The organism is Gordonia jacobaea, from assembly GCF_001186365.1.
Taxonomy (GTDB): domain Bacteria; phylum Actinomycetota; class Actinomycetes; order Mycobacteriales; family Mycobacteriaceae; genus Gordonia; species Gordonia jacobaea.
Genome location: NZ_LDTZ01000015.1, coordinates 549,703 through 572,205 on the forward strand (window position 1 = coordinate 549,703; position 22,503 = coordinate 572,205).

A 22,503-nucleotide genomic window follows, 5' to 3' on the forward strand; every position below is an offset into this window, starting at 1 on the left:
GTCAGTCGTAGTGAATCCGATATCTGCACGCGTGAATTCGCGTGACGCCGGACACAGTGACGAGTCACCGACAGCGGCGGGCCGACACACGGGCGCGCCGGGTGCGACGCTGCGCTCCGCGCCCGGTCCGTCAGCTCCCTCTCCTGCCGCTGCGTTGAGCGACTTCTCCGAGGATGAGCTCGCTGCCGCTGCGGCAGCAGGCGACGCCGAGGCGTTCTCGGTACTCGTCGCAAAACTCTCGCCCTCGCTGCTGCGCTACCTACGCCGCATGGTCGACGATCCGCAGACCGCGGAGGATCTGGCCCAGGACACACTCCTCGACGCATGGCGCGGACTACCCGACTTCGCTTTTCGCAGTTCGTTCAAGACGTGGATGTTCGGGATTGCGCATCGCAGAACCGTCGACCACTGGCGTCGACGCCGAGACATTCCGACCGCGGAAGAACGGTTCGCCGACCTCACCGACCCCCATCCCCTCCCTGCCGACGACGTGCTGCACACCTCTCTCGTCGATGCGCTGCGTCGAGAATTGACGACACTTCCGGAGACATCGCGCGCCGTATGGTGGCTGCGAGAAGCCGAGGGACTCTCACTCACCGAAATCTCACGGGTCTTGCAGATCTCTGTCGGCTCGGTCCGCGGGCACCTACAACGAAGTAGGCGGTACCTCGCGACCCGCCTTGCCCCCTGGCGGCCCGACGCGACCAACGACGAGCAAGCCAGCACAGGCACGACCAGCACAGGGACGGGTCCGATGAGAGGAGGACAACGATGACGCGAACAGGCAGGACGACCCGCGGCGCGGGTTCTCCCGGCACCGAATTCGACGACCGCTACGAGATTCTGGACGACGACTCCGACGAGACCGACGCCTGGCTCGTGGAGGCCAGCCGCCGACTCGAGGAGCCCGACCGTGACATCGCGCAGCTGATCTCCTCGATCACGGGAAAACTCGGTCGCGTACGACGCAACGGCCGCCTCCTCGACACCGATGAGGGCACGGTGCGAGTCAACGACCGCGTCGTCAAACAACTGCTCGCCACACGCGTCCGACATACGCTCGGCCGACTCGTTGTGCTGGTGGAACTCGACGGCCCCGACGGCATCGAGGCCACCCACAGCGCCGAGAGCACCGACGGCCAGCAAGCAGAGGGCAGCCCGAAAAACGGAGTCAGCCGGGTGCGTATCGGACTCATCGCCCGCTATCACGACGATCTCGTCGCCGATTCCGATCGCGTACGCGAGGTCGTCGCGACCGTGCTCGCGTCCGTTCTCGGCCCCTCGACCACCACGACCGCACGCCAACACATCGACGTCCGGTGGCAGGATCTGTACACCAGGAATTGGATCGACTGACCCCGGGCATGCGCGTGTTTTTCTCTCGCGAGTGGCACGAGCGTCTATATGCTGAGCGCGGCGGGTTTCTTCGTCACGACCGTCACAGGGAGCGCCGCGTTCTGGGCAATCCCGTTCTAGGTAGTCCCGTTGTAGGGAAAACTGCTCTTTGGGCAGTGCTGCTGCGTCATCGAGATTGCTGCGTCACACGAGATATCTGCGGGGGCCGACGCCGACAGAAAGGTCGACATGGCGGACGAAGAAACTGGTTCGGACGAGGTAGCCGCACGGAAGCCGACAGCGGAGGCAGAAACGGCGACCGGCGACACGAGCGCATCGGCCTCGACCAGCGGCGAGACGGCTGTCGACGATCCCGGTTCGCCGACCTGGGCACTTCCTCGAGGGACCGTGGTGCTGCTGACCATCGCGGGCATCGTTGTCGCGGTCTTGGGTATCAAATCGATCGGATCGATCGTCGGGCCCGTGTTCCTCGGTTTGATCATGACTGTCGCTGTCGCACCGGTGCCCGGCTGGTTGCGGCGCAAGGGCTGGCCCAAGTGGGCGGCGTTCCTCGCAACGGTCCTACTGGTCTACGGGATCATCCTCGGACTCTTCGGTTCGGTCATCTACTGCGTCGCACGGCTCGCGACGATACTTCCCCAGTACAGCGACAAGTTCAACGACCTCATCGACGACGTCCAGAAAGCACTGTCCGACCACGGCATCGGCGAAGACAAGGTCAACGACATGCTCTCGCATATCGACGCGGGCAAGGTGTTCGACGTCGTCGGCGACGTCGTGTCGAGCACGGCGAACGCGGCGTCGGCCCTCATCCTGGTGCTCACCGTCCTGCTGTTCATGGCCGTCGATTCGATCAACGCCGATGAGCGTTACGACGTTCTGAAGAAGGTTCGCCCCGACGTGGCGCACGCATTCCAGACGTTCGCCTCGGGCACGCGAAACTATCTCGTCGTCTCGACGGTGTTCGGCCTCATCGTGGCCGTGTTGGACACCGGCGCCCTGTGGCTGATGGGCATTCCGCTACCGCTGCTGTGGGGCCTGCTCTCGTTCATCACCAACTACATCCCGAATATCGGCTTCGTACTGGGAGTCATCCCGCCCGCGATCCTGGCACTCCTCGACGGAGGCTGGACCCTCGCGCTGTGGGTGATCGTCGTCTACTCGGCGATCAACTTCGTGATCCAGTCGGTGATCCAACCCAAGTTCGTCGGCGACTCCGTGGGCCTCACCACGACGGTCACGTTCTTGTCGCTGATCTTCTGGGCCTGGGTGATCGGTCCGCTCGGTGCGCTTCTCGCCATCCCGCTGACGCTGCTGTGCAAGTCGCTCCTGATCGACATCGATCCGTCGACCCGCTGGGCCGACGTGCTGGTCTCCTCGGGCCGACCGACCACAGACGAGGTCGAGGACGCGCGACGGCACAACGATCGGGAGGAACGCATCCGCGAGGCAGAGGAGCAGACTCTGCGTGCGGGCGACGGCGGCGAGAGCACGGCCTGAGACAGGGTCATCTCCGAGTCACCGATCTGACCACACCGGCTCTCGCTTGGCGAGAAAGGCCGTCATGCCCTCCTGCGCATCGCACGTCATCGCGTTGGTGGCCATCGTCGAACTCATCGAGCGGTACGCCTGCGGCTCGGACTCGTCGATCTGCCGGTAGAAGGCACGCTTGCCGATCGCCAGCGTCGACGCGCTCGACGACGCGATCTGCAGCGCGAGATCGCGAACAGCGCCGTCGAGAGCATCGGGTTCGACGACGTCGTTGACCAGTCCCCAGTCCGCGGCTGTCGCTGCGTCGATCGGTTCTCCGGTGAGTAGCATTTTCATCGCCCGCTTGCGTCCGATCGCCCTGGTCAGGGCAACCATCGGGGTCGAGCAGAACAACCCGATCCGTACTCCCGGCGTGCTGAACGAGGCAGTCGTGGACGCCACCGCGAGGTCGCAGGTGGCCACCAATTGGCAACCTGCCGCGAAAGCCGGCCCGGCGACCTGCGCGATCACCGGTTGGCGGATCTCGTGAATGGTCGTCATCAGCTCGACACACGTCGCGAAGACCGCTTCCTCGTCGTCGAGCGTTCTGTCGACGAGTTCAGTGAGGTCGTGTCCAGCGGAGAAGGCCGGCCCTTCTGCTCGAACGACGACCACCCGCACGCCCTCGTCCCGATCGAACTCGCGCAGCGCGGTTGTGGCTGCCTGCATCGTCGACGTCGAGAGAGCGTTGCGTCGACGTGGATCGGTCAGCGTGAGGTAGCCGATCGGTCCGTCGTGAGACACGGTGACCGTCGTGGAATTGATTTCCGACATTTCGCCCTCATTTCTCTACACGCATTATTGAGCAACTCGACGATATCTGTGCGCCGGACCACAATATGGAGGTGATCTGTCTCACAGTATAGGCGACCGCTAAACTCGCTAAATAACACAGCAAAACGCCGCAGTGCGCAGGCATTTCACATGAAAATGTCAGATTTATCTTCGCTAATCCTCGCTGCGCAGGTCAGAAAGTCGATGTGACCTTTCCGTGATCACTCCGTAAGGTCGCCGTTGGTCCAAATTCGAGTCACCCGACACCCACTCAATTCGTCCTTACCGGGTGACTGATAGGAGGAACAATGACCACGCGGATGAAGAAGACCGCCCTTCGTGCCGGAATCATCGGCGCGCTCACACTTGCTCCGTTCGGCGTCGCGACCGCGACCGCCTCCGCAGACGGACACGACTGGGATGCCGTCGCCAACTGCGAGAGCAGCGGCAACTGGGCAACCAACACCGGCAACGGCTACTACGGCGGCCTGCAGTTCTCGCAGAGCACCTGGGAGGCCAACGGCGGTAGCGGCAGCGCGTCCAACGCGTCGCGCGACGAGCAGATCCGCGTTGCGGAGAACGTGCTCGCAACTCAGGGACCGGGCGCATGGCCCGTGTGCGGCCAGTACCTCTGATCCTGAGGTCTGCCCACCTGCTGTGAGGACCTGATCGGTTCTACGGTTCTGTAAACGCCCCGCGATTCTGCGGACGCCCGTGGTGTACCACGCGCGTTTGCCAGATCGCGGGGCGTTTGCGCGTCTGACAGCACGCCAGCCACCGTCAAGGCGGCTACGATTCGCGACATGGATGCCGGGCACGGGTCGTCGGAGAGCACTCATCACGTGTCCGACGCCGACCATTCGACGTTGTCGATGTCACTGCTGATGACGCCCGACATGGCCAACTTCACCGGAAACGTCCACGGTGGCACGCTGCTCAAACTGCTCGACGAGGTCGCCTACGCGTGCGCGAGCAGGTACTCACGTCGATACGCGGTCACGTTGTCGGTCGATCGCGTCATCTTTCGTGAACCGATACGCGTGGGCGAATTGCTCATTCTTTCGGCTTCGATCAACTACACCGGACGTACCTCGATGGAGGTCGGTATCAGGGTCGAGACCGAGAACATCCATACCGGGATTCGCCGCCACACCAACAGTTGCTACTTCACCATGGTCAGCATGGGCGACGACGGACGTCCGCACGAGGTGCCACCTCTCACGCCCGAGACCGACGACCAGAAACGACGCTTCGCCGAGGCAGAACTCCGCCGCGCCGCTCTGCGCTCCGCGCGTGACGGATGACCGCGACGGCTTCGACAGCACCACCATCGAACGTACGGTGCCCAGCGGTTGACGCTCACTGCGAGTGGCCATAGCGTCGAAGCCAGGTCGGGTCGTAGGGAACACCGACCACCAGCCCTCAGGTTGTAGCCCCCAACCCGAGCCCCCAGCCCTGGCGGTGATCAATGCACCACAGCAGAACCGAGAACAGCACGCGATGAGAGTCGCGCTGTTCGCAACCTGCTTCAACGACACGATGTGGCCGAACACCCCACGGGCAACCGTGCTGCTGCTCGAACGCCTCGGTATCCGAGTCGAGTTCCCCGTCGAGCAGACATGCTGTGGGCAGATGTTCACCAACACGGGCTACGCCGACGAAGCCATCGGCGGTGTACGACAGTTCGTCGACGTCTTCTCCGGATACGACGCGATCGTCGCCCCGTCGGGTTCGTGTATCGGATCGGTCCGCCACCAACATGCGGCCGTTGCCGCGCGAACCGGCGACACCCGGCTGTGCCTCGACGTCGACGAGATCACACCACGATTCTTCGAACTCAGCGAGTTCCTCGTCGACGTCCTCGGCGTCACCGATGTCGGTGCCTACTTTCCCCACCGGGTCACCTACCACCCGACGTGTCACTCCCTACGGATGCTGCGCGTCGGCGACAAACCTATTCGGTTGCTGCGCAACGTACGTGGCATCGACCTCGTCGATCTGCCTGCCGCCGACCAGTGTTGCGGCTTCGGGGGCACCTTCGCGATGAAGAACGCCGACGTCTCGGTGGCGATGGGGGCAGACAAGTCCAGGCATGTCCGCGACACCGGGGCCGAAGTTCTTGTCGCAGGGGACAACTCGTGCCTCGCGCATATCGGAGGGCTCCTCTCCCGCGAACGGGCGGGTGTACGCACCATGCACCTCGCAGAAATCTTGGCGTCGACCGAGGAGCACCCGGCATGAGCGAGACAGTTGAGTCCGATCAGCACGCCGAGCAGGAAGCGTTGAGCCGGCACGGTTTCGGTCTCGGACATCCGCACGTCGGGGTGACCGAGACATTCGTCGGGATGCCGAAGTTCCCGAAGGCCGCCCGTCACGAGTTGGCGAATACCGTCCAGCGTCGCAATCTCGAACACGCGACGTCGACCATCCGGCACAAGCGCGCAGCGGTTGTCGACGAACTCGCCGATTGGGAGGAGTTGCGGCTGGCGGCGGAGGCGATCAAGAACCGCACGCTACGCCACCTCGACGCCTACCTGTTGGAGTTCGAAGAGAAGGCGACGGCCGCTGGCGCACAGGTGCATTGGGCGCGCGACGCGGACGAGGCCAACCGCATCGTCGTCGATCTGGTCCGCAGCACTGGCGCCTCGGAAGTGGTCAAGGTCAAGTCGATGGCCACTCAGGAGATCGAACTCAACGAGGCGCTTGCCGCCGCGGGCATCGACGCGTGGGAGACCGATCTCGCCGAACTCATCGTGCAACTCGGCAACGACTGGCCGAGTCACATCCTCGTGCCCGCAATTCATCGAAATCGCAGCGAGGTCCGTGAGATCTTTCTGCAGAACATGGCGAAGGTGGGACGCCCCGCACCCGACGACCTGACCGAGGAACCGGCGCGGCTGGCCGAGGCGGCGAGAGTACATCTGCGTGAGAAGTTCCTACGCGCCAAGGTCGGCATCAGCGGAGCCAACTTCGCGATTGCCGACACCGGCAGCCTTGTCGTCGTCGAATCCGAAGGCAACGGACGCATGTGCCTGACGCTGCCCGAGACCTTGATCTCCGTGGTGGGCATCGAGAAGATCCTGCCGACGTGGGCCGACCTCGAAGTATTCCTGCAGGTACTTCCTCGCTCCAGCACCGGCGAACGCGAGAATCCGTACACGTCGGTGTGGACAGGCGTCACCCCGGGCGACGGTCCGCAGAACGTGCACATCGTCCTCCTCGACAACAACCGCACCGGCGTCTTGGCCGACGAGGTCGGGCGCGCCGCGCTGCGCTGCATTCGGTGCTCGGCGTGCCTCAACGTGTGTCCGGTCTACGAGCGCACCGGCGGGCACGCGTACGGTTCGGTCTACCCGGGTCCTATCGGCGCGATTCTCACCCCTCAGCTCCGCGGCACGGCGTCGAAGATCGATCAATCGCTCCCCTACGCGTCAAGCCTGTGCGGTGCGTGCTTCGACGTGTGTCCGGTCCGAATTCCCATACCCGACATACTCGTTCATCTGCGCACCCGCGTCGTCGACGAACATCGGAAGGGGCTACCGACCGCCGAGGCCGCAGCGATGAAAGCCATGGAGAAGGTCTTCGCCGATCACCGCAGACTCGAGGCCGCCCAGAAAGCCGCCACAGCGAGTCACCGCTTCTTCGGCAACCGGCGCACGCTCGGCGCGCTGCCCTGGCCGATGACTCCGTGGTCGAGTGCGCGTGACACCCCGGTTCCACCCGCTGAGACGTTTCGCGAGTGGTGGAAACGCGAGCGCGACAACACTTCTGGAGATGAAGCACGATGACCGCCGCCCGTGAGGAGATCATCGGTCGGGTCCGCGCGGCCCTGGCCGACGTACCTGCCGACGACGTCACACCCGTCGACTGGGCCTACGGCCGACCCTCGAGCACAGGCAATCTCGGCCTCGTCGACCGATTCGCCGAGCGCGTCGCCGACTACAAGGCCGTTGTCGAACGCGTCGATCCAGCACACCTGTCGGATCACGTGAACGCCCTGCTGGAGAACCTCGACGGTCCGGTCATCGCCGACGCCGTCGTCCGCGATCTGCTGTCTGGGGTAGACCCGGCGTGGCTGTCCGATGACGATCTCTCCCCCAGTGAACTCGACGCCGCGTCGGCGGTGATCACCACCGCGGCGGTCGGCATTGCCAACACCGGCACCATCGTCCTCGATCACGGTGCGGGACAAGGTCGTCGGGCCGTGTCACTCGTACCCGATGTTCACCTCTGCATGATCCGCACCGATCAGATCGTCAGCGACGTTCCCGAAGCAGTGGCCCGCTTGATCGAGCAGGGTTCGGCGACCCGCGCCCAAACCTGGATCAGCGGACCGAGCGCGACGAGCGACATCGAACTCGACCGCGTAGAGGGCGTCCACGGCCCGCGCACACTCCACGTCATCATCGTCGAGGCGTAGTGGTCGGCAGCGAGATCGGTTCCTGCCCGGAATCCATCGGGCCCTGGCCGGAATCCATGGCCGGTCGCGGCGGTTGGTACTAGGCATGTCGCCAGATACGCGAAAGATCCGTTTCGGAGTCAACCTGTTGGGAACCGGCACGGGCGATCAGTTCCGTGCGCAGGTGCAAGCCGTCGCCGATTCCGGCGCCGACGTCGTTCTCGTACCCGACCACCTCGGCCTCATCGGGCCGATGCCCGCACTCGTCGCGGCTGCCGCGCAGGCACCAGAGCTGCGGATCGGAAACTTCGTACTCAACGCGCCCTTCTACAGTCCCGCGCTGCTCGCGCGCGACCTCGCAACCGTCGATCAACTCAGCGGTGGGCGGCTCGAGATCGGTCTCGGAGCTGGCTATGTGAAAGCCGAATTCGACGCCGCGGGAATCCCGTTCGGCCGTCCCGGCCAGCGAGTCGATCATCTCGAGGAGGTCGTCGACCATCTGCACATCGCCTTCGACGATCCCGCGCAGGCGCCACCGTTCGTTCAGCCGCATCCGCCGATCATGGTCGCGGGAATCGGCGACCGCGTACTCTCGCTCGCCGCACGCAAGGCCGACATCGTCGCGTTCTCCAACCTGCCGACCGACGACGTGCTCGCCGACCGCGTCGCCCACGTCCGCAGCGAGGCCGGTGAGCGCTTCGACGCACTCGAACTCAACGTGATCCTCTTCGACCTGGCCGTTGGGCGCGAACCCGATGTCACCGCGCTGCGCGGGGCAAACCCCGACCTCGACGACGCCGCACTCCGCGGATCGGTGAACATCCTCCACGGCAGCGCTGCGGAGGTCGCCGACAGGATCAACCACCTCAACGAGACCGCCGGAATCTCGTACTTCACGTTCATCGAACCCTCGCAAAAGGATCTCGACGCACTCGCCGAGGTGATCGGTCTCGTGCGCGGCTGACCGGTCAGTCGATGAGTCCCTGACGACGCGCGCTGGCGACGGCGGCGGTCCGGGAGCCGACGCCGAGCTTGGTGAAGATGTGCACCAGGTGCGACTTCACCGTCATCTCGCTCACGTGCAGCGCCTTCGCGATCTCGCGATTGCTCCGGCCCGTCGCCACCTGTGCGACGACGTCGATCTCGCGTGGCGTCAGCACGGTGTCGGGCGTGGCACGCACCCGCGTCAACAGTCGGGTCGCGACCGACGGCGACAACGCACTCTCCCCCGCCGCCGCTGCCCGTATCGCGGCCAGCAGTTCCGCGGGCGCGGTGTCTTTGAGCAGGTACCCGCTCGCCCCTGCCTCGATGGCGGCGAGGATGTCGGCGTCGGTGTCGTAGTTCGTGACGACGAGAAGGTGCGGCGCCCGCGGCAGGGCGTGAATCCTCCGGGTTGCCTCCACTCCCGACATCCCCTCTCCGAAGCGGAGATCCATCAGGACGACATCGGGTTGTGGGGATCGGGCGGTGTCGGTGCACCAGGCCACCGCGTCGTCGGCCTTCGCCACCTCGCCGATGACGTCGATATCAGCGGCGTTGGCGAGCAACGCCGACAACCCGGCCCGCACGATCGGATGGTCGTCGGCAAGTAGAACGCGGATCACCGGCCGCGCTCCTGCACCGACCGCGCGGCAGCAGGCGCCACGGTGGGAAATGACACAGCGGGAAATGACACGGCGGGAAATGAGACGGCAACGGTGGTACCCGCGTCGTCTGAGGTGATGTCGACCTGTCCGCCGAGAGAGTCGACGCGCCGTCGAATAGTGCTGAGCCCGTATCCCTCCGACGCATCGGCCGCGAAACCCGTACCGTCGTCGACGATGTCGAGGTGCACCTCGTCGGCGGTGTACGTGAGGGTGAGATGCAGCGTGCCTGCGCGAGAATGGCGGACCACGTTCGACACCGCGCCCTGCGCCACACGGACAAGCGCCGCCTCGGTGGGCATGGCGAGTGGTTGTGCGTCGCCCTCGATGAGCACGCTGACGGTGATGCCGTGTCCCGATGCGTCCGCGGCGACTCGTCGGAGTGCATCCGCCAGCGAGGAGCCGTCGAGGGGCGCCGGGGACAGTTCTGCGATGAGGCGTCTGGTCTCGGTCAGTGCGTCACCAGCGGCGTTGCGCGCCAACGCGATCGACGACGCCGCTTGTTCTCCGGTCGACTGTTCTGCCGCGTGCAACAGGAGTTGGATACTCGACAGGCTCTGCGCGACGGTGTCGTGGATTTCGGCAGCGAGCCGTTCACGTTCCTCGGCCCTGCCGATGGCCTGTTGCTGATCGCTGAGATCGGCTCGCGCAGCGACCAATTCGTCGATGAGTCGCTCCCGCTGTCGTGCCTCGGCGAAGAGCTGTGCGTAGCCCGCGGAGATCACGACGGCGACACCCGCACCAAGCACTGGCCCGATGATCGCGGCCGCCGACCATCCGTTGTGCAGCGCGTAACCGACCACCGCGACACCGGTAGCCAACGTGACGGCCACCAAGCCGATGCGTCGACCGAGCAGGTGCAGGTAGAGGAAGAACAGGACGAAGACGAGATACGTGGCCTCCGCGGTGAGTGCCAGTTCGACCAGCCACACCGCGGTGAGTACGGCCAGCCACACCAGCGCACGCCGACGATTGCCCACCACGAGACCGCCCGCGAAATAGACCGCGAGCCAGACCGCAGCGACGATCGCCGCCGCGACGTCGGGCGGAGTCGCGATCAACGCGCGCACGATCACCACCACGGTCAGCGCGACGGCGAGCAGGTGCAGACCCCACCGCAACGCAGCGACAACGGGGGTGAGTGGGGACGGGTGCATGTCGTTCAACGATAGCCGCGCTGGTTGTCCACGCATCCATCGAAAGGAGTAGAGGGTACGTACGGAGGACGGAACCGATGCCATCCCGACAGGCGACGCGCGGGCGGCGTGTGCGGCCGAGCATGAAGTTGTCACCACACATCGACGCTGCGCTCCGGACGATCACACGGGGCCCGGGTACGCAGCGACGGAAAGGACTTCTCGATGTTTGTCGCGCTTCGCGACCTGCGGCGTGCCCGTGGACGGTTCGCTTTGATAGCGCTCGTCGTCGTGCTCGTTGCCGTACTCGTCACGTTCCTCAGCGGACTCACTGCGGGCCTACGCCACCAGAACATCTCGGCGGTGCAGCACCTTCCGGGCAACTCGGTGGTGTTCTCCGACACCGGAACCGCACCCTCGTTCGACGAATCCTCGCTCACCGCAGCGCAACTGGCCGCATGGCGCTCGGCGCAACCCGACAGTGTTGGAGTCGGGATATCCCGGGCGCGGATAGCGCCATCCACCGCGCCCGACTCCCCTGTGCCCGTGGCGCTCATCGGTACCGACCGCGACTCGCCCACACCGGGGAGCGTCGAATTGAGTTCTTCGGTCGCAGAAACGCTGCACGCGAGTGAGGGCACGTCCGTCGAACTCGGCGGTCGACCACTCACCGTTGCGCGGATCGTCGGCGACGACTGGTACGCACACAGTCCCGTCGTGTACCTCTCGCTCGGCGATTGGCAGCAGTTGTCACCGCATGCCGGCGCCGCCACGGTTGTCACCTTCACGGCGTCGAACGGTGCTGACACATCGGTCGCACGGGCGACACAGACGACGGTCATGAGTTCCGATGATGCGCTCTCGGCGCTGGCGTCCTACAAGGCCGAGAACAGTTCACTCACGTTGATGACCATCATGCTGTTCGTGATCTCGGCGTTGGTGATCGGTGCCTTCTTCACGGTGTGGACGGTGCAGCGCATTCCCGATATCGCGGTCCTCAAGGCGTTGGGCGCGTCGACCGGTTCACTCGTACGCGATGCGCTGGGTCAGGCCGCGATGGTGCTCGTCGTCGGGGCCGCGATCGGAACGGCCATCACTGCCCTGGTCGGCGGATTCCTCGGCGGAATACCGTTCGTGCTGACCACCGCCACGACCCTCCTGCCCGCTGCCGCCATCATCGCGCTCGGCCTGATAGGCGCCGCACTGGCGCTCCGATTTCTTGTCACCACTGATCCACTGACCGCACTGGGAGGTGCTCGATGAGCACGATCGTCTCAGCCAAATCTGTTCCTGCCCTTGACATGTCGGCAGTGACGCTGACCTTTCCCGACGGCGCCGGGCGTGTGCGAGCGCTCGACGATGTCAGCCTCGCGGTAGCGCCGGGCGAGATCGTGGCGATCACCGGACCGTCGGGTTCTGGGAAGTCGAGCCTGCTCGCCGTTGCGGGCAGTCTGATCCGACCGGATTCGGGACGTGTTTCGGTTGCGACCCGGTCCGGTGACACCGTCGAACTCAATGGTCTCTCCCGTGGGGAGGCCGCACGGGCTCGTCGCGAGCACCTGGGCTTTGTGTTCCAGCAATCCAATCTCATCGCGTCGCTGACCGCGGTCGAACAATTGGAGGTCACCGCTCATCTCGGCCAGCGATGGTGGTCGGGACCGAGCCGACGCCGCGACGTGCGTGAGCGCTCCCGACTACTGCTCGACCAGGTCGGGCTGGCCGATCAGTCACACAAGCTTCCCGCGCAGCTCTCCGGCGGCCAACGTCAGCGCGTCAACATCGCGCGCGCACTCATGAACACGCCGTCGCTCCTGCTGGTCGACGAACCGACGTCAGCGCTCGACTCGGCACGCGGTGCCGCGATCGTCGAACTGCTCACCGCGATGACGCGGACCCACGGCGCGGCGTGCGTTCTGGTCACCCACGATCCGACGCACCTCGACCGGATGGACGCCGTCTACGAGATGGTCGACGGACGGCTGCGCAGCGTGACCAGCGATCAGGACGTCGAGCCAGGCGTCGGATCGTCGGAAGCGGGACCGTCGTCGCTCAACGGCGTGGGGCTTGTGTCGTTGCGCGGGACGGCGATGTCGAGTGCGCTCACCGCGATGCCGTAGGGCAGAAAGCGGACCCGACGGGTGGGGTCGGTGTTGTGCTGGTTTGCCCGCAGGGCGTCGAGTTCGTTCGCGAAGACCTGCTCGACGCGTGCGCCGCCGTCGGCGTCGGTGACGAAGACCGCCCAGACGCCCGAGCCGGACTTTCCGGTCGTCTCCGGTTCGGGTGCCGCACGGCGCGCGGGCTGCTCGAAGACGGTCGACCACGCCACTCCCGACGACGGTGAACCGAGGAACTTGCCCACCATGTCGCGCAGGCCGTCGCCGGCCTCGCGTGCGAATCGATCGAAGTCCTCCGGATCAATGCCGAATGGATTGTTGCCTGCCATCGTCTACCTCCCTGCGAGCACCCGGCGAACACCGGACTGCCCTCCAGTGTGACGACGATGCCGGTTGCGCGCCACAACGTGGGCAAACCCCCGCTGATCGAGCTACCCTCGCTGATCGATTGCCCCCCGCTGATCCAGCTGCCCCCCGCTCATCGAGCCGACCCCCTCGCTGATCGAGCTTGTCGAGATCACCCGCCGATCGAGCCCCACCCGCCGATCGGGCCCCACCCGCTGATCGAGCTTGTCGAGATCACCCGCCGATCGAGCCCCACCCGCTGATCGAGCTTGTCGAGATCACCGCGGCGCGAGCGCCTCGATCGTCCAGGTGAGGTCGCCCGTGGTCAGCGTGGAGCGCAGCCGGACGTCGAAGGCGGAGTGGAGCAGCTTCCAGACCTGGCGGGCCTGGGGAAGGTCGATCGATTTGTAGTGCGACACCACGATCTCGCCGGTCGGGGCGAGCCACCCCTCCTGCAGTCGGCGAACCGTCGCCAGCGGGTCCGGGAGGTAGTAGAGCATCTCGGAGAACACGATCGCGTCGAACCGCGTCTGCGAGGCCGTCGGATCGACGTCATCCGGGGTAAACGTACTGGCGTCGGCTTGCACGAACGCGGCGCGGTCGAGCCCCTTCGCACGAGCCTTTTCGACGGCATCCTCAGCGGCGTCGACTCCGAGGAACTCGGTGTAGTGCGCGGGCGAGAGACGCTGCGCCAACAGCCCTTCGCCGCAACCGAGTTCGAGCACACGCGGTCGGGGCGTGGTGCGCAGACAGTACCCGGCAACTACGTGGAAGCGCGGAGCCTCCTGCTCGTTGGCAAGGTAGTCCCAGTCGCCGCTGCGGTATTCGTCGTCGCAATCGGCGACGCCGTGTGCCGACGTGTACGGCCGCAGATAGCTCGAGACGAGTCCCACGCCGCGGGCCGCCTGCTTCCGCGCACCGCCGACAATTCCCTCGCGCGCCGCACCCATCGCCAGCCCTGCCTTCGTTTGTAGGACAAATCCGACGAAATGCTACCGGGCATCTAGGCGCGACGGATGTGTGCGGCGCCACAGGATCGCGCTCACCAGCGGTAATCGAGGAACTTCCCGTCGAAGGTGACCACCACGCGGTCGCCGTCGGGGTCGGGCCTCCTGGCGACGTCGACCTTGAAGTTGATGGCGCTCATGATGCCGTCGCCGAACTCCTCGTGGATGAGCTCTTTGAGTGCGGGACCGTACACCGCGAGCGCCTCGTAGAAGCGGTAGATCGTCGGGTCGGACGTCAGTTCGTCGTCGCGCGTCCGAGCGGGTTGTAGCCGAAGGCTCTCTGCGACGCCCTCACCGAGACCGAGTATCTCGCAGACGATTTCGGCCTTCTCGGCAGGTACAGGATGCTTGCCGAGTAGTGCGGCAACGGTCCACACAAGTGGGGCCTCGATGCGCTCGGCGATCTCGGCCCATGTCAGACCGGCACGCAGTCGCGCTGCGACGATGAGTTCGGCGGCGTCGGATTTGGACATGATCGGTGGGTTCAACGGTCGCTCCCTTGCTGGTGATACGGATGGTTGGTCGAACGGATGGTTGGTCGATCTGATGGTCGGTCTATTGCGAGGTGCGGTCATGAAACGACGTCGGCGTCGCCCAACCACGCGCGCAGGCGGTCCAGTGGCCATGTCGTCACAATGCGGTCGGCGTCGATGCCGAGTTTCTCTGCGCGCTGGGCGCCGAGTGCTTTGAATTCCAGTTGGCCGGGTGCGTGTGCGTCGGAGTCGATGGCGAACAGGCAGCCGAGATCGCGTGCCAAGGTGAGCAGGTCGTCGGGAGGGTCGACGCGTTCGGGTCGAGAGTTGATCTCGACGGCGGTGTTGGTGTCACGGCACGTCGAAAACACTTGGTGCGCATCGAATGTCGACTGCGGGCGCGTACCGCGCCCGCCGGTGATGAGCCGACCCGTGCAGTGCCCGAGCACCCGTACGCGAGGGTGTTCGACTGCGGCCACCATCCGTCGGGTCATCGGAGCCGCGTCCATCTTCAGCTTCGAGTGCACCGACGCTGTGACGACGTCGACGCGCTCGAGCATCTCCGCGGATTGGTCGAGTGCGCCGTCGTCGAGGATGTCGACTTCGATTCCGGTCAACACGGCCAGGTCGATGTCGCCGCGCGCGTTGAACTGCTCGATGACGCCGATCTGGGCATCGAGACGCTCCGCCGAGAGTCCGTTGGCGACGGTCAGACGGGGTGAGTGATCGGTGATCGCGAGCCATTGTTGGCCGAGAGCGCTTGCCGCCGATGCCATTTCGTCGATGGATGCACCGCCGTCGCTCCACGTGGTGTGTGCGTGGAGGTCGCCGCGCAGCGCCTCGTAGAGCAGGTCGGCTGCGGGGTCGGCCATGGGATCGGCTCCGACCTGCAACCCGTCGAGATAGTCGGGAAGCACCCCCGACACGGCCTCGTCGATCACGGCTGCAGTCGTCTTGCCGATGCCCGACAACGCGGTCAGCGAACCCGCCGCGGAGCGTCGTCGAATCTCGTCATCACCGACCTCGACGACCGTCGCGGCCGCGCGCCGGAACGCCTCGACTCGGTAGCTGCTCTGTCTGTCGCGCTCGAGTAACCACGCGATCCTCGTCAGCGCCTGCGCGGGATCGATCGGCGCGGCGAGCGGGATCAGTGAGCGCATTCCCCGACAGTAGCCTCGCCCGACCCAGCAGCGCACTCTCGAACGAATTCGACGCCCACTCAACCGCTTTTAGCGCACAGTCGACCGGATAGAGCGCACAGTCGACGGGATCTAGCCGACCGTGATGGCGTCGAGCCGTTCGCGGATGAAGTCGCCGCCGATCACCGGTGGCCTGCCCGCAATCTTGCCGACGGGAGGGTCCAGGGGTGTCACGACGGCGTCGTGGTCGAGTTCGTAGAAGAAGATCAACGAGACGAGGTCCTCCTCCGGGGCGTCGGCCTGCGGCGGCAGCACGCGGTGCCTGCCTGCGGGCCAGCGGCCTCCCGACCAGTACTCGAGCAGGTCGCCGATGTTGACCGTCAACGCAGACGGGTCGTACGGCGCATCGGCCCAACCGCCCTGCTCGCTGTAGACCTGCAGCCCGCCCGCGCCCGGCTCGCGGTCGAGGATGGTGACGGTGCCGAAGTCGGTGTGCGGGCCGATGCGGTACTGACCGGGCTCCGGCTCACCGATGTCGGTCATGGGCGGATAGTGATTGATGTTCGACGTCCAGGTGGCCGAGCCCGCGAGGTCGCGAAACGGGTTCTCGCTCCCGGACAGTCCCAGCGACGCCGCCATCAGGGCGAGCAGGTCGTCGGAGAGCTTCTTGCACGCCGCGGTCCAGGCGGTGAACAGCTCACGCAGTCGGGGCGCCTCGGCGGGCCAGACGTCCGGCGCGAACCAGTAGTCGTCCACCTCGGGAATGCCGACGCGGGTCTGCGCCCCCGAGTTGTAGGTCTCCTTCAGGTCGGGAGGTGTCTCGGTGCCCTCGGAGTAGCCATTGGCCTCCAGGCCCGGCCCGATCCAGCCTCGACCACCGACGCCGACGGCGTACTGCCCTTTCACCTCCGGCGACATGGCGAAGAACTCCCTGGCGGTAGCGCGCAGCGCTGCTGGCAGCGCCGGATCGATTCCGTGGCCCGTCACCAGAAGGAACCCCGCCTTCTGCAGCGACTCGTCCACCGCGGCGCACACGGCCTCGGCGCCTTCGCCGCCCGCGTGCCACTGCGCGAGGTCGACGGTCAGGATCGGACTCGACGTCTCCCCGCTCACCGCAGACTCCCCGTGTCGGAACGTGCCGAGTTCACTCCGGCGTCGACGACACCGATGTCCTCATTCCAGAGCGCGGGATTCCCGGCGATGAAGTCGGTCATCATCGCGACGCACCGCTCGTCGTCGAGAATCGTCACGTCGACGCCGAGGTCGCGCAGCCACTCCTGCCCACCGTCGAAGGTGCGGTTTTCCCCGATCACCACCGCACCGATACCGAACTGCCGGATGAGCCCACTGCAGTACCAGCACGGCGCCAGCGTGGTGACCATGATGGTCGACGAATAGTCGCGCTGCCTGCCCGCCACGCGGAAGGCGTCGGTCTCGCCGTGCACAGACGGGTCGTCGTGCTGCACGCGACGGTTGCGTCCCTCACCGAGGAGGGTGCCGTCGGCGCTGAACAGCGCGGCCCCGATCGGGATCCCCCCTTCGGAGAGGCCGAGTTGCGCTTGTCGGTAGGCGGTGTCGAGCGCAGCCACGGCGTCGAACGCGGACGTCGTCCCATGTCGCGAGAGCATGATTCGACTGTGCGCGGCTACGTCGTCGTGTTCAACCGACAGTCCGTCGTGTCGCGCGCCGACCTCAACGTGCATATCGTCTATCCATGCTTCAACGGCCGGCGTCGACGCTCTCGCTCCGACAGATCATCGACGACTACCTCATCGACGCCGATCCGCACGTGCTCACCGCACACGATCGCCTCGAACGCCCCGTGATCTGGGTGCATTCGAGCGAGATCTACGAGATAGGCCCCCTGCTCTCGGGCGGTGAACTGTTGTTGACGACCGGACTCGGATTGGCTGGCCTCGACGCGGGCACCCGCCGCCATTACGTCCGCGAGCTGGCTGAACGTGGTGTGGTGGCGCTCGCGTTCGAGATCGGACGCAGCTTCGACAGCGTTCCCGACGAGATCATTCGGGAGGGATCCGCGCGGCGGCTGCCGATCGTCGAGCTACGTCGTGTGGTTCCGTTCATCACGATGTGCCGCACCTCCAACACGGCCATCGTGTCTGCAGAACTCGCCGACCTGCGGTTACGTGGCGAGCTCGACACCACCCTGCACGACGACATGGCCTCCGGCGGTGGCGTCGCCAAGATGCTCGAACACGTCTCCGACGCCGCGCACTGCCCGATCGTGTTGGTGGGCACGGGAGGTGCACTGATCGCCGCGCACGGCGTCGACGACGATCGATCAGCGTGGCGGGCCGTCGACGGTCAAATCGCATCGGCGCCGATCATCGCGCGCGGACGCGAGATCGCACGGTTGATCGCAGGTCCGGGTGCCACACCGATCCCCGGCGAACGCGCCGCGATGCTCCTCGACTGTGCGGCGGGTCCACTGACGTCGGCACTCGTACGTGGAGGCATTGGGCGCTCCGCGGTGGCGTCGCGGCTCATCGAGGAATTGTTGGCGTCGCGCCCGATTCGACGAGCCGATCTGTTCGCTCGTCTGTCGGGTTCGGGCGCTCCGGTGTCGCAGTCGACTCAGATCGTGCCGGTTGTCGTCGAGTCTCCCGATTCACGCATGGCCGAGAGTGCGCTCAGTCGTGCCGCGGCCACGCTCGGCGGTGTGGTCTTCGAGACCGTCGACGCCACCGTGTACGGCCTCGTCGTGATGCCGACTCCCACCGGTGACCACGACGCCGTCGACTGCGTCCGCACGGCGTTCACCGACATCGGTGCACACGCCAGCCGCGTGACCGTGGTCGTCGGCCAACCGTGTGCGACCGCTGACGCCGGGCCAGGGCCAGGACTGTCGCTATCGATCGGAGACTCGCTGCGTACCTGTGCCGAAAGACTGGGCAGCGCAGTCGAATCCGTGCAGACCAAGAGTGTTGCCGGGCGCGTGTTCACCGCAAGGGCTCTGGCCGTCGACGCCGCGGCAAGCACCATGTCTGCTGCGGCACGCGACGAACTGATCGACCTCATCGATCCGCTCGTTCGCCACGACGCGGCGTCGTCGACGCATCTTGCACACACACTAGAGGTGCATCTGCGCAACGGCTGCAGTGCAACTCGCTCGGCGCAGGCCTTGCACATTGGACGCCAAAGCCTTTATCAGCGTCTCGACCGTGTGCGCGAGGTGCTCGGATTCGACCCGACAGACCCCGAGATGTATGCATCGATTCTGTTGGCATTCAGCGCTTTACGCGCCGACGGCGCCGGGACCCGCACGCCGAACTGACCGACGCGGGCCCTGCTCCGAGATGAACCTCGGAGCAGGACCCGCGTCGGCGTGACAGCGAGAGGCTGTGTCGTCAGACGTATGTGCGCTGCGACTCCTCGACACTCTTTCTGGCCAGAACCACATACCCCACGAATGCGATTGCGAACCCGACGAACGCACCGATGTCACCCAACTCGGGAACCGCGCGAACCGCGTACCCGACGAACTTCTCCTGATTGCAGAACAGCAGGACCGATCCGACGAGCGCGATGACGAACGCGGCGAGTCCACCCCAGTTCACGTAGCGCGTGTCGTACAGCAGGTCCAACGACGGACGCTTCTTGCGCAGCAACCGATCGGCGAAGACCACACCGAGCCACGGACCGATCCAGTAGGCAACCAAGAGCAGGAATGCCTCGTACGACGCTGCGGCGTCGGCAAGTGCCCACCAGGCCACCAGGAATCCGACGATGCCGAACAGCACTGTGACCAGCGCGCGCTGCGTGTTCATCGGCAGCTTGAATCCCATGGTCACGAACGCCATCGATCCGGAGTAGACGTTGATCGCGTTGGCCGCGACGGCGCCGACCGCGATGGCGAGCAACGTGAGATCCGCGACGAGCGTCGGCAGGTTCGCGGTGAATGCGGCGGTCGGGTTGTCCGACGTCGCCGGACCGATCGTCACCGACGCCGCGCCCACGAGCATCAGCACGGTGCACGAGACGAACAAGCCGAGCGACGCGTAAAGGCCCGTGTGCACCCGCGACACTGTCGGCGGAAGGTAGCGCGTGTAGTCGGCGGCGTAGGGCGTCCAGCCTGCGGTGTACCCGAACGCGGCACCGACGGTGAGCCAGAAGCCCGCCATCGAGAAACCGCCGCCCGACGACGGGGGCGCGTCGAGGTGCGACTTACTGAAGATGATCACCGCGGCGATCAAGAAGATCACCGCCAGGATCGGCGCGGCGATCCGCTCGAATCGCTGCACCAGGTTGTGCCCGAAGAACGCGAACGCGGTCTGCACGATGACGATGATGATCAACCCCACGAGCGGGGTGAATCCGAACAACGACGACAAGGCGAAAGCGCCACTGGCACTGTTGGTCGCGAACCAGCCGACGCCGCACATGACTGCCATGAACGTCGCGGGAAGGATGTTGCCGCGATATCCGAAGGCGAGCCGACCGAGCACCATCTGCGGCACCCCGTGCAGTGGCCCGTCGGCCGACAGCAGGTAGTGGGCAACCGCGGCGAGTCCGTTGCCGAGCACCACCGCGGCCACGGCCTGCCAGAACGACAGACCGAACACGGCCACAGCGAGCACGCCGACGAAGATCGTGGCGAATTCGAGGTTGGGTGCCGTCCACGTCCAGAAGAGCCCGCGCGGCGACCCGTGGCGGGCCTCCACCGGAATCGGCTCGTTGCCACCTGGCTCGACGGCGAGGACTTTGCTGCCGTAGTTCAACTGCGTGACGGCGGCATCGTCGTCGGCGGGTGCGTCTGTACTCATGGCGGATACTGTGCTGCGTCGCGTCGGGAGCGGCAACCGACGGATTGTCCGTTGCACCCACCCGCAGGCGCGACATTTCGACGGTCGAGCATCGATCGACCCGACGCCGAGCTCACTCAGTCGACGCAGGGAATGGCCGAACCGCTGCTCACGGCTCCGCCCGAGTCTGGCGCGGGACCGTCGAGCGACGCCGTCGTCTCGTCGTCGGCAGGGTCGCTCGTCGACGTCGAACCGGAAGACGACTCGGCAGACGGTGACGCTGCCGAGGCGCTGGACGTGGTCGACGCCGCCTTCATACCGAAGGCTGTCTGGATCTGGTCGCGCACCTTTGCGGTGTCGATGATGTTGACGTCCTGGCCGTCGACCGTGTCGTACCGCTCGACCGGAAGCGTGCGGAAGCTGACGCGCTGGCCGCTCGGTGCGAGCATCTGCTGCCCCCACGACGTGAGGTCCCACCCGTCGGAGAGCACCACGTCGTTATTGAGGGCTGTGCTGAGTCTGTTGAGTTTTCCGGGGTCGGTCAGCATTCCGGTGCTCTGTACCTGATGCATCACCGAGAGGAGGAACGCCTGCTGTCGGTGGGTACGGTCGAGGTCGCCGTTGTCGAGTCCGTGGCGCTGCCGCACGAAGGCCAACGACTGCGACGCGTTGAGGTGCTGGCGCCCCGCGGGGAACCGAGCGCCCGAATACGAGTCGCGGACAGAATGATTCAGACAGACGTCGATACCGCCGAGCGCCTTGGATATGTCGTAGAAGCCGACGAGGCTCACTTCGGCGAACCGATCGATCGGCACCCCGGTGAGCTGACGCACCGTCTCGATGGTCTCGGCACGACCGGCCTCACGTCCACGTGATTCGAGGGTGGCCTGATCGGTGATGCCCTGCGCCGTCAGTTCGTCCTCGACCATCGCCTTCTTGCGGCCGTACGCCTCTTTGATCTTGGCCTGGCTGACATCGAGACCGTCGACATCGACGAGGTCGTCGCGCGGAATCGAGAACGCGACGATGTTCTTCCTGTCCGCGGGGATGTGCACGAGGATCAGGGTGTTGGTGTTGTAGCCACCCTCGTCGCCATCTCCGGCATGAAGCTGCTTGAGGACGTCGGGTGACAGATTGTTGCCGTCGCGGTCCTTGCGGGTGTCGAGACCCATCAGCAGGATGTTCTCGGCCCCGCCGCTCGACGCCGGTCCGCCGGCCAATGCTGCCGACCTGCCGAACCCTCCGGCGACGTGTGTAACAGTGCCCCACGCGAGTCCGACGACGCCGAGGATCGCGACCGAACACATCGCGACCGCGATCCGCCCGATTCGCACCGCCGACGACCGGCGCTGGGCGCGGGCCGCTTGGCGTCGGCGCGTCGAGCGGGTGCGGGACGGGCGGGTACGGGACGAGGCGCGAGCGTCATCGTTCGCGGCGGACCTGCGCGTGCGGCGCGAGGTGGTGACCTGCGGAATGGGCTGGGTGAGATCGTCGACCGGCTCCCACCGCGTTCGCGGTTCCGGTCGGGGCGGCGCTTGCTGCCTTACGGCCGGACTCGCAGGGATACGCGACCGTCGTGCAGCGACTTCGCCCGCAGTCAGGCGCCGACCGTCGGAGCCACGGAAACCACGGTCACCGGAGGGTGCGCGGCGCGCGCGATAGCGCGACGTTCCCTCCTGCTCCACCGGTTCCGCCCTTTCTCGATAGTTCACTGCCGCACCCGTGATCGGCATCACAGGCCAACATCACTGGTCGGCATCAATGGTCTTGGGCGGACTCCCCCACCTCGACTGGGTCACCGTAGTGACACCGTCTGTGAGAGCC

General features: G+C 65.8%; 23 protein-coding genes. 12 read left to right on the forward strand and 11 right to left on the reverse strand.

The genetic code is table 11. The features are described 5' to 3' along the window. The first annotated feature begins 10 nt into the window (after window positions 1–10). The 3 genes from ABW18_RS08480 to ABW18_RS08490 all read left to right on the forward strand — a co-directional run bounded on the left by ABW18_RS08480 (window position 11) and on the right by ABW18_RS08490 (window position 2,856). Window positions 11–775: an RNA polymerase sigma factor gene (locus ABW18_RS08480; RefSeq protein ID WP_414651965.1), complete on the forward strand. Its 765-nt coding sequence runs from the start codon at window positions 11–13 to the stop codon at window positions 773–775. Then, window positions 772–1,356: a hypothetical protein gene (locus tag ABW18_RS08485; protein ID WP_049698500.1), complete on the forward strand. Its 585-nt coding sequence runs from the start codon at window positions 772–774 to the stop codon at window positions 1,354–1,356. Before ABW18_RS08480 ends, ABW18_RS08485 begins: the two co-directional genes overlap by 4 nt. 228 nt (window positions 1,357–1,584) lie before the next feature. After that, window positions 1,585–2,856: an AI-2E family transporter gene (locus ABW18_RS08490; RefSeq protein WP_049698501.1), complete on the forward strand. Its 1,272-nt coding sequence runs from the start codon at window positions 1,585–1,587 to the stop codon at window positions 2,854–2,856. Between the two features lie 18 nt (window positions 2,857–2,874). Here the strand turns inward: ABW18_RS08490 and ABW18_RS08495 are convergent, their stop codons facing one another. Continuing rightward, complete coding sequence (locus ABW18_RS08495) at window positions 2,875–3,660, reverse strand: enoyl-CoA hydratase (protein ID WP_049698502.1); 786 nt, start codon at window positions 3,658–3,660, stop codon at window positions 2,875–2,877. A gap of 308 nt (window positions 3,661–3,968) precedes the next feature. Here ABW18_RS08495 and ABW18_RS08500 point away from each other — a divergent pair, with 308 nt between their 5' ends. The 6 genes from ABW18_RS08500 (at window position 3,969) to ABW18_RS08525 (ending at window position 9,023) form a co-directional block, all read left to right on the forward strand. Further along, window positions 3,969–4,295, forward strand: a complete 327-nt coding sequence (locus tag ABW18_RS08500) for a transglycosylase family protein (RefSeq protein ID WP_049698503.1) — start codon at window positions 3,969–3,971, stop codon at window positions 4,293–4,295. A 168-nt stretch (window positions 4,296–4,463) separates the two neighbouring features. Then, complete coding sequence (locus ABW18_RS08505) at window positions 4,464–4,964, forward strand: acyl-CoA thioesterase (RefSeq protein WP_049698504.1); 501 nt, start codon at window positions 4,464–4,466, stop codon at window positions 4,962–4,964. Between the two features lie 196 nt (window positions 4,965–5,160). Further along, window positions 5,161–5,901 carry a (Fe-S)-binding protein gene (locus tag ABW18_RS08510; RefSeq protein WP_049698638.1) on the forward strand — a complete coding sequence of 247 codons (741 nt, stop codon included), beginning with the start codon at window positions 5,161–5,163 and terminating at the stop codon, window positions 5,899–5,901. A gap of 104 nt (window positions 5,902–6,005) precedes the next feature. Then, entirely contained in the window at window positions 6,006–7,448 is a 1,443-nt protein-coding gene (locus ABW18_RS08515; protein ID WP_049698639.1) for a LutB/LldF family L-lactate oxidation iron-sulfur protein, read from the forward strand. Continuing rightward, a complete protein-coding gene (locus ABW18_RS08520; protein ID WP_049698505.1) occupies window positions 7,445–8,080 on the forward strand; it encodes a LutC/YkgG family protein in 636 nt (211 codons plus the stop codon). Before ABW18_RS08515 ends, ABW18_RS08520 begins: the two co-directional genes overlap by 4 nt. Window positions 8,081–8,165: 85 nt before the next feature. Further along, window positions 8,166–9,023, forward strand: a complete 858-nt coding sequence (locus tag ABW18_RS08525) for a TIGR03621 family F420-dependent LLM class oxidoreductase (protein ID WP_049698506.1) — start codon at window positions 8,166–8,168, stop codon at window positions 9,021–9,023. A gap of 4 nt (window positions 9,024–9,027) precedes the next feature. Here ABW18_RS08525 and ABW18_RS08530 read toward each other — a convergent pair whose 3' ends face one another. Beyond that, on the reverse strand, window positions 9,028–9,663 hold the full coding sequence (locus tag ABW18_RS08530; protein WP_049698507.1) for a response regulator transcription factor: 636 nt from the start codon (window positions 9,661–9,663) through the stop codon (window positions 9,028–9,030). Continuing rightward, window positions 9,660–10,859, reverse strand: coding sequence for a sensor histidine kinase (locus ABW18_RS08535; RefSeq protein WP_049698640.1), 1,200 nt, complete (start codon window positions 10,857–10,859; stop codon window positions 9,660–9,662). The genes ABW18_RS08530 and ABW18_RS08535 overlap by 4 nt, the downstream gene beginning before the upstream one ends. 204 nt (window positions 10,860–11,063) lie before the next feature. Between ABW18_RS08535 and ABW18_RS08540 the strand changes: the two genes are divergently transcribed. Together ABW18_RS08540 and ABW18_RS08545 are read left to right on the forward strand one after the other, a co-directional pair. Beyond that, complete coding sequence (locus ABW18_RS08540) at window positions 11,064–12,101, forward strand: ABC transporter permease (protein WP_049698508.1); 1,038 nt, start codon at window positions 11,064–11,066, stop codon at window positions 12,099–12,101. Then, window positions 12,098–12,955, forward strand: a complete 858-nt coding sequence (locus tag ABW18_RS08545; RefSeq protein WP_049698509.1) for an ABC transporter ATP-binding protein — start codon at window positions 12,098–12,100, stop codon at window positions 12,953–12,955. The genes ABW18_RS08540 and ABW18_RS08545 overlap by 4 nt, the downstream gene beginning before the upstream one ends. On the opposite strand, the gene ABW18_RS22350 is transcribed toward ABW18_RS08545, so the two are convergent. From ABW18_RS22350 to ABW18_RS08575, 6 genes are all read right to left on the reverse strand, one after another. Beyond that, on the reverse strand, window positions 12,838–13,281 hold the full coding sequence (locus tag ABW18_RS22350) for a hypothetical protein (protein WP_152930035.1): 444 nt from the start codon (window positions 13,279–13,281) through the stop codon (window positions 12,838–12,840). The two genes, ABW18_RS08545 and ABW18_RS22350, sit on opposite strands and share 118 nt — an antisense overlap. Window positions 13,282–13,575: 294 nt before the next feature. Beyond that, the gene (locus ABW18_RS08555) at window positions 13,576–14,247 is read right to left on the reverse strand and encodes a class I SAM-dependent methyltransferase (RefSeq protein WP_049698511.1); all 672 of its coding nucleotides are present in this window, start codon (window positions 14,245–14,247) and stop codon (window positions 13,576–13,578) included. A 92-nt stretch (window positions 14,248–14,339) separates the two neighbouring features. Next, on the reverse strand, window positions 14,340–14,792 hold the full coding sequence (cynS, locus tag ABW18_RS08560) for a cyanase (protein ID WP_162491223.1): 453 nt from the start codon (window positions 14,790–14,792) through the stop codon (window positions 14,340–14,342). 83 nt (window positions 14,793–14,875) lie between these two features. Next, the gene (locus ABW18_RS08565; RefSeq protein WP_049698512.1) at window positions 14,876–15,937 is read right to left on the reverse strand and encodes a PHP domain-containing protein; all 1,062 of its coding nucleotides are present in this window, start codon (window positions 15,935–15,937) and stop codon (window positions 14,876–14,878) included. Between the two features lie 111 nt (window positions 15,938–16,048). Beyond that, a complete protein-coding gene (locus ABW18_RS08570) occupies window positions 16,049–17,029 on the reverse strand; it encodes an isopenicillin N synthase family dioxygenase (protein ID WP_049698513.1) in 981 nt (326 codons plus the stop codon). After that, window positions 17,026–17,544 carry a nucleoside deaminase gene (locus ABW18_RS08575; protein WP_049698642.1) on the reverse strand — a complete coding sequence of 173 codons (519 nt, stop codon included), beginning with the start codon at window positions 17,542–17,544 and terminating at the stop codon, window positions 17,026–17,028. Before ABW18_RS08575 ends, ABW18_RS08570 begins: the two co-directional genes overlap by 4 nt. Before the next feature lie 86 nt (window positions 17,545–17,630). On the opposite strand from ABW18_RS08575, the gene ABW18_RS08580 reads away from it, so the two are divergent. Further along, window positions 17,631–19,211, forward strand: coding sequence for a helix-turn-helix domain-containing protein (locus tag ABW18_RS08580; RefSeq protein ID WP_049698514.1), 1,581 nt, complete (start codon window positions 17,631–17,633; stop codon window positions 19,209–19,211). A gap of 73 nt (window positions 19,212–19,284) precedes the next feature. On the opposite strand, the gene ABW18_RS08585 is transcribed toward ABW18_RS08580, so the two are convergent. Next, complete coding sequence (locus ABW18_RS08585) at window positions 19,285–20,700, reverse strand: purine-cytosine permease family protein (protein ID WP_049698515.1); 1,416 nt, start codon at window positions 20,698–20,700, stop codon at window positions 19,285–19,287. A gap of 116 nt (window positions 20,701–20,816) precedes the next feature. Further along, entirely contained in the window at window positions 20,817–21,986 is a 1,170-nt protein-coding gene (locus tag ABW18_RS08590) for an LCP family protein (protein ID WP_049698643.1), read from the reverse strand. Window positions 21,987–22,503 lie beyond the last annotated feature (517 nt).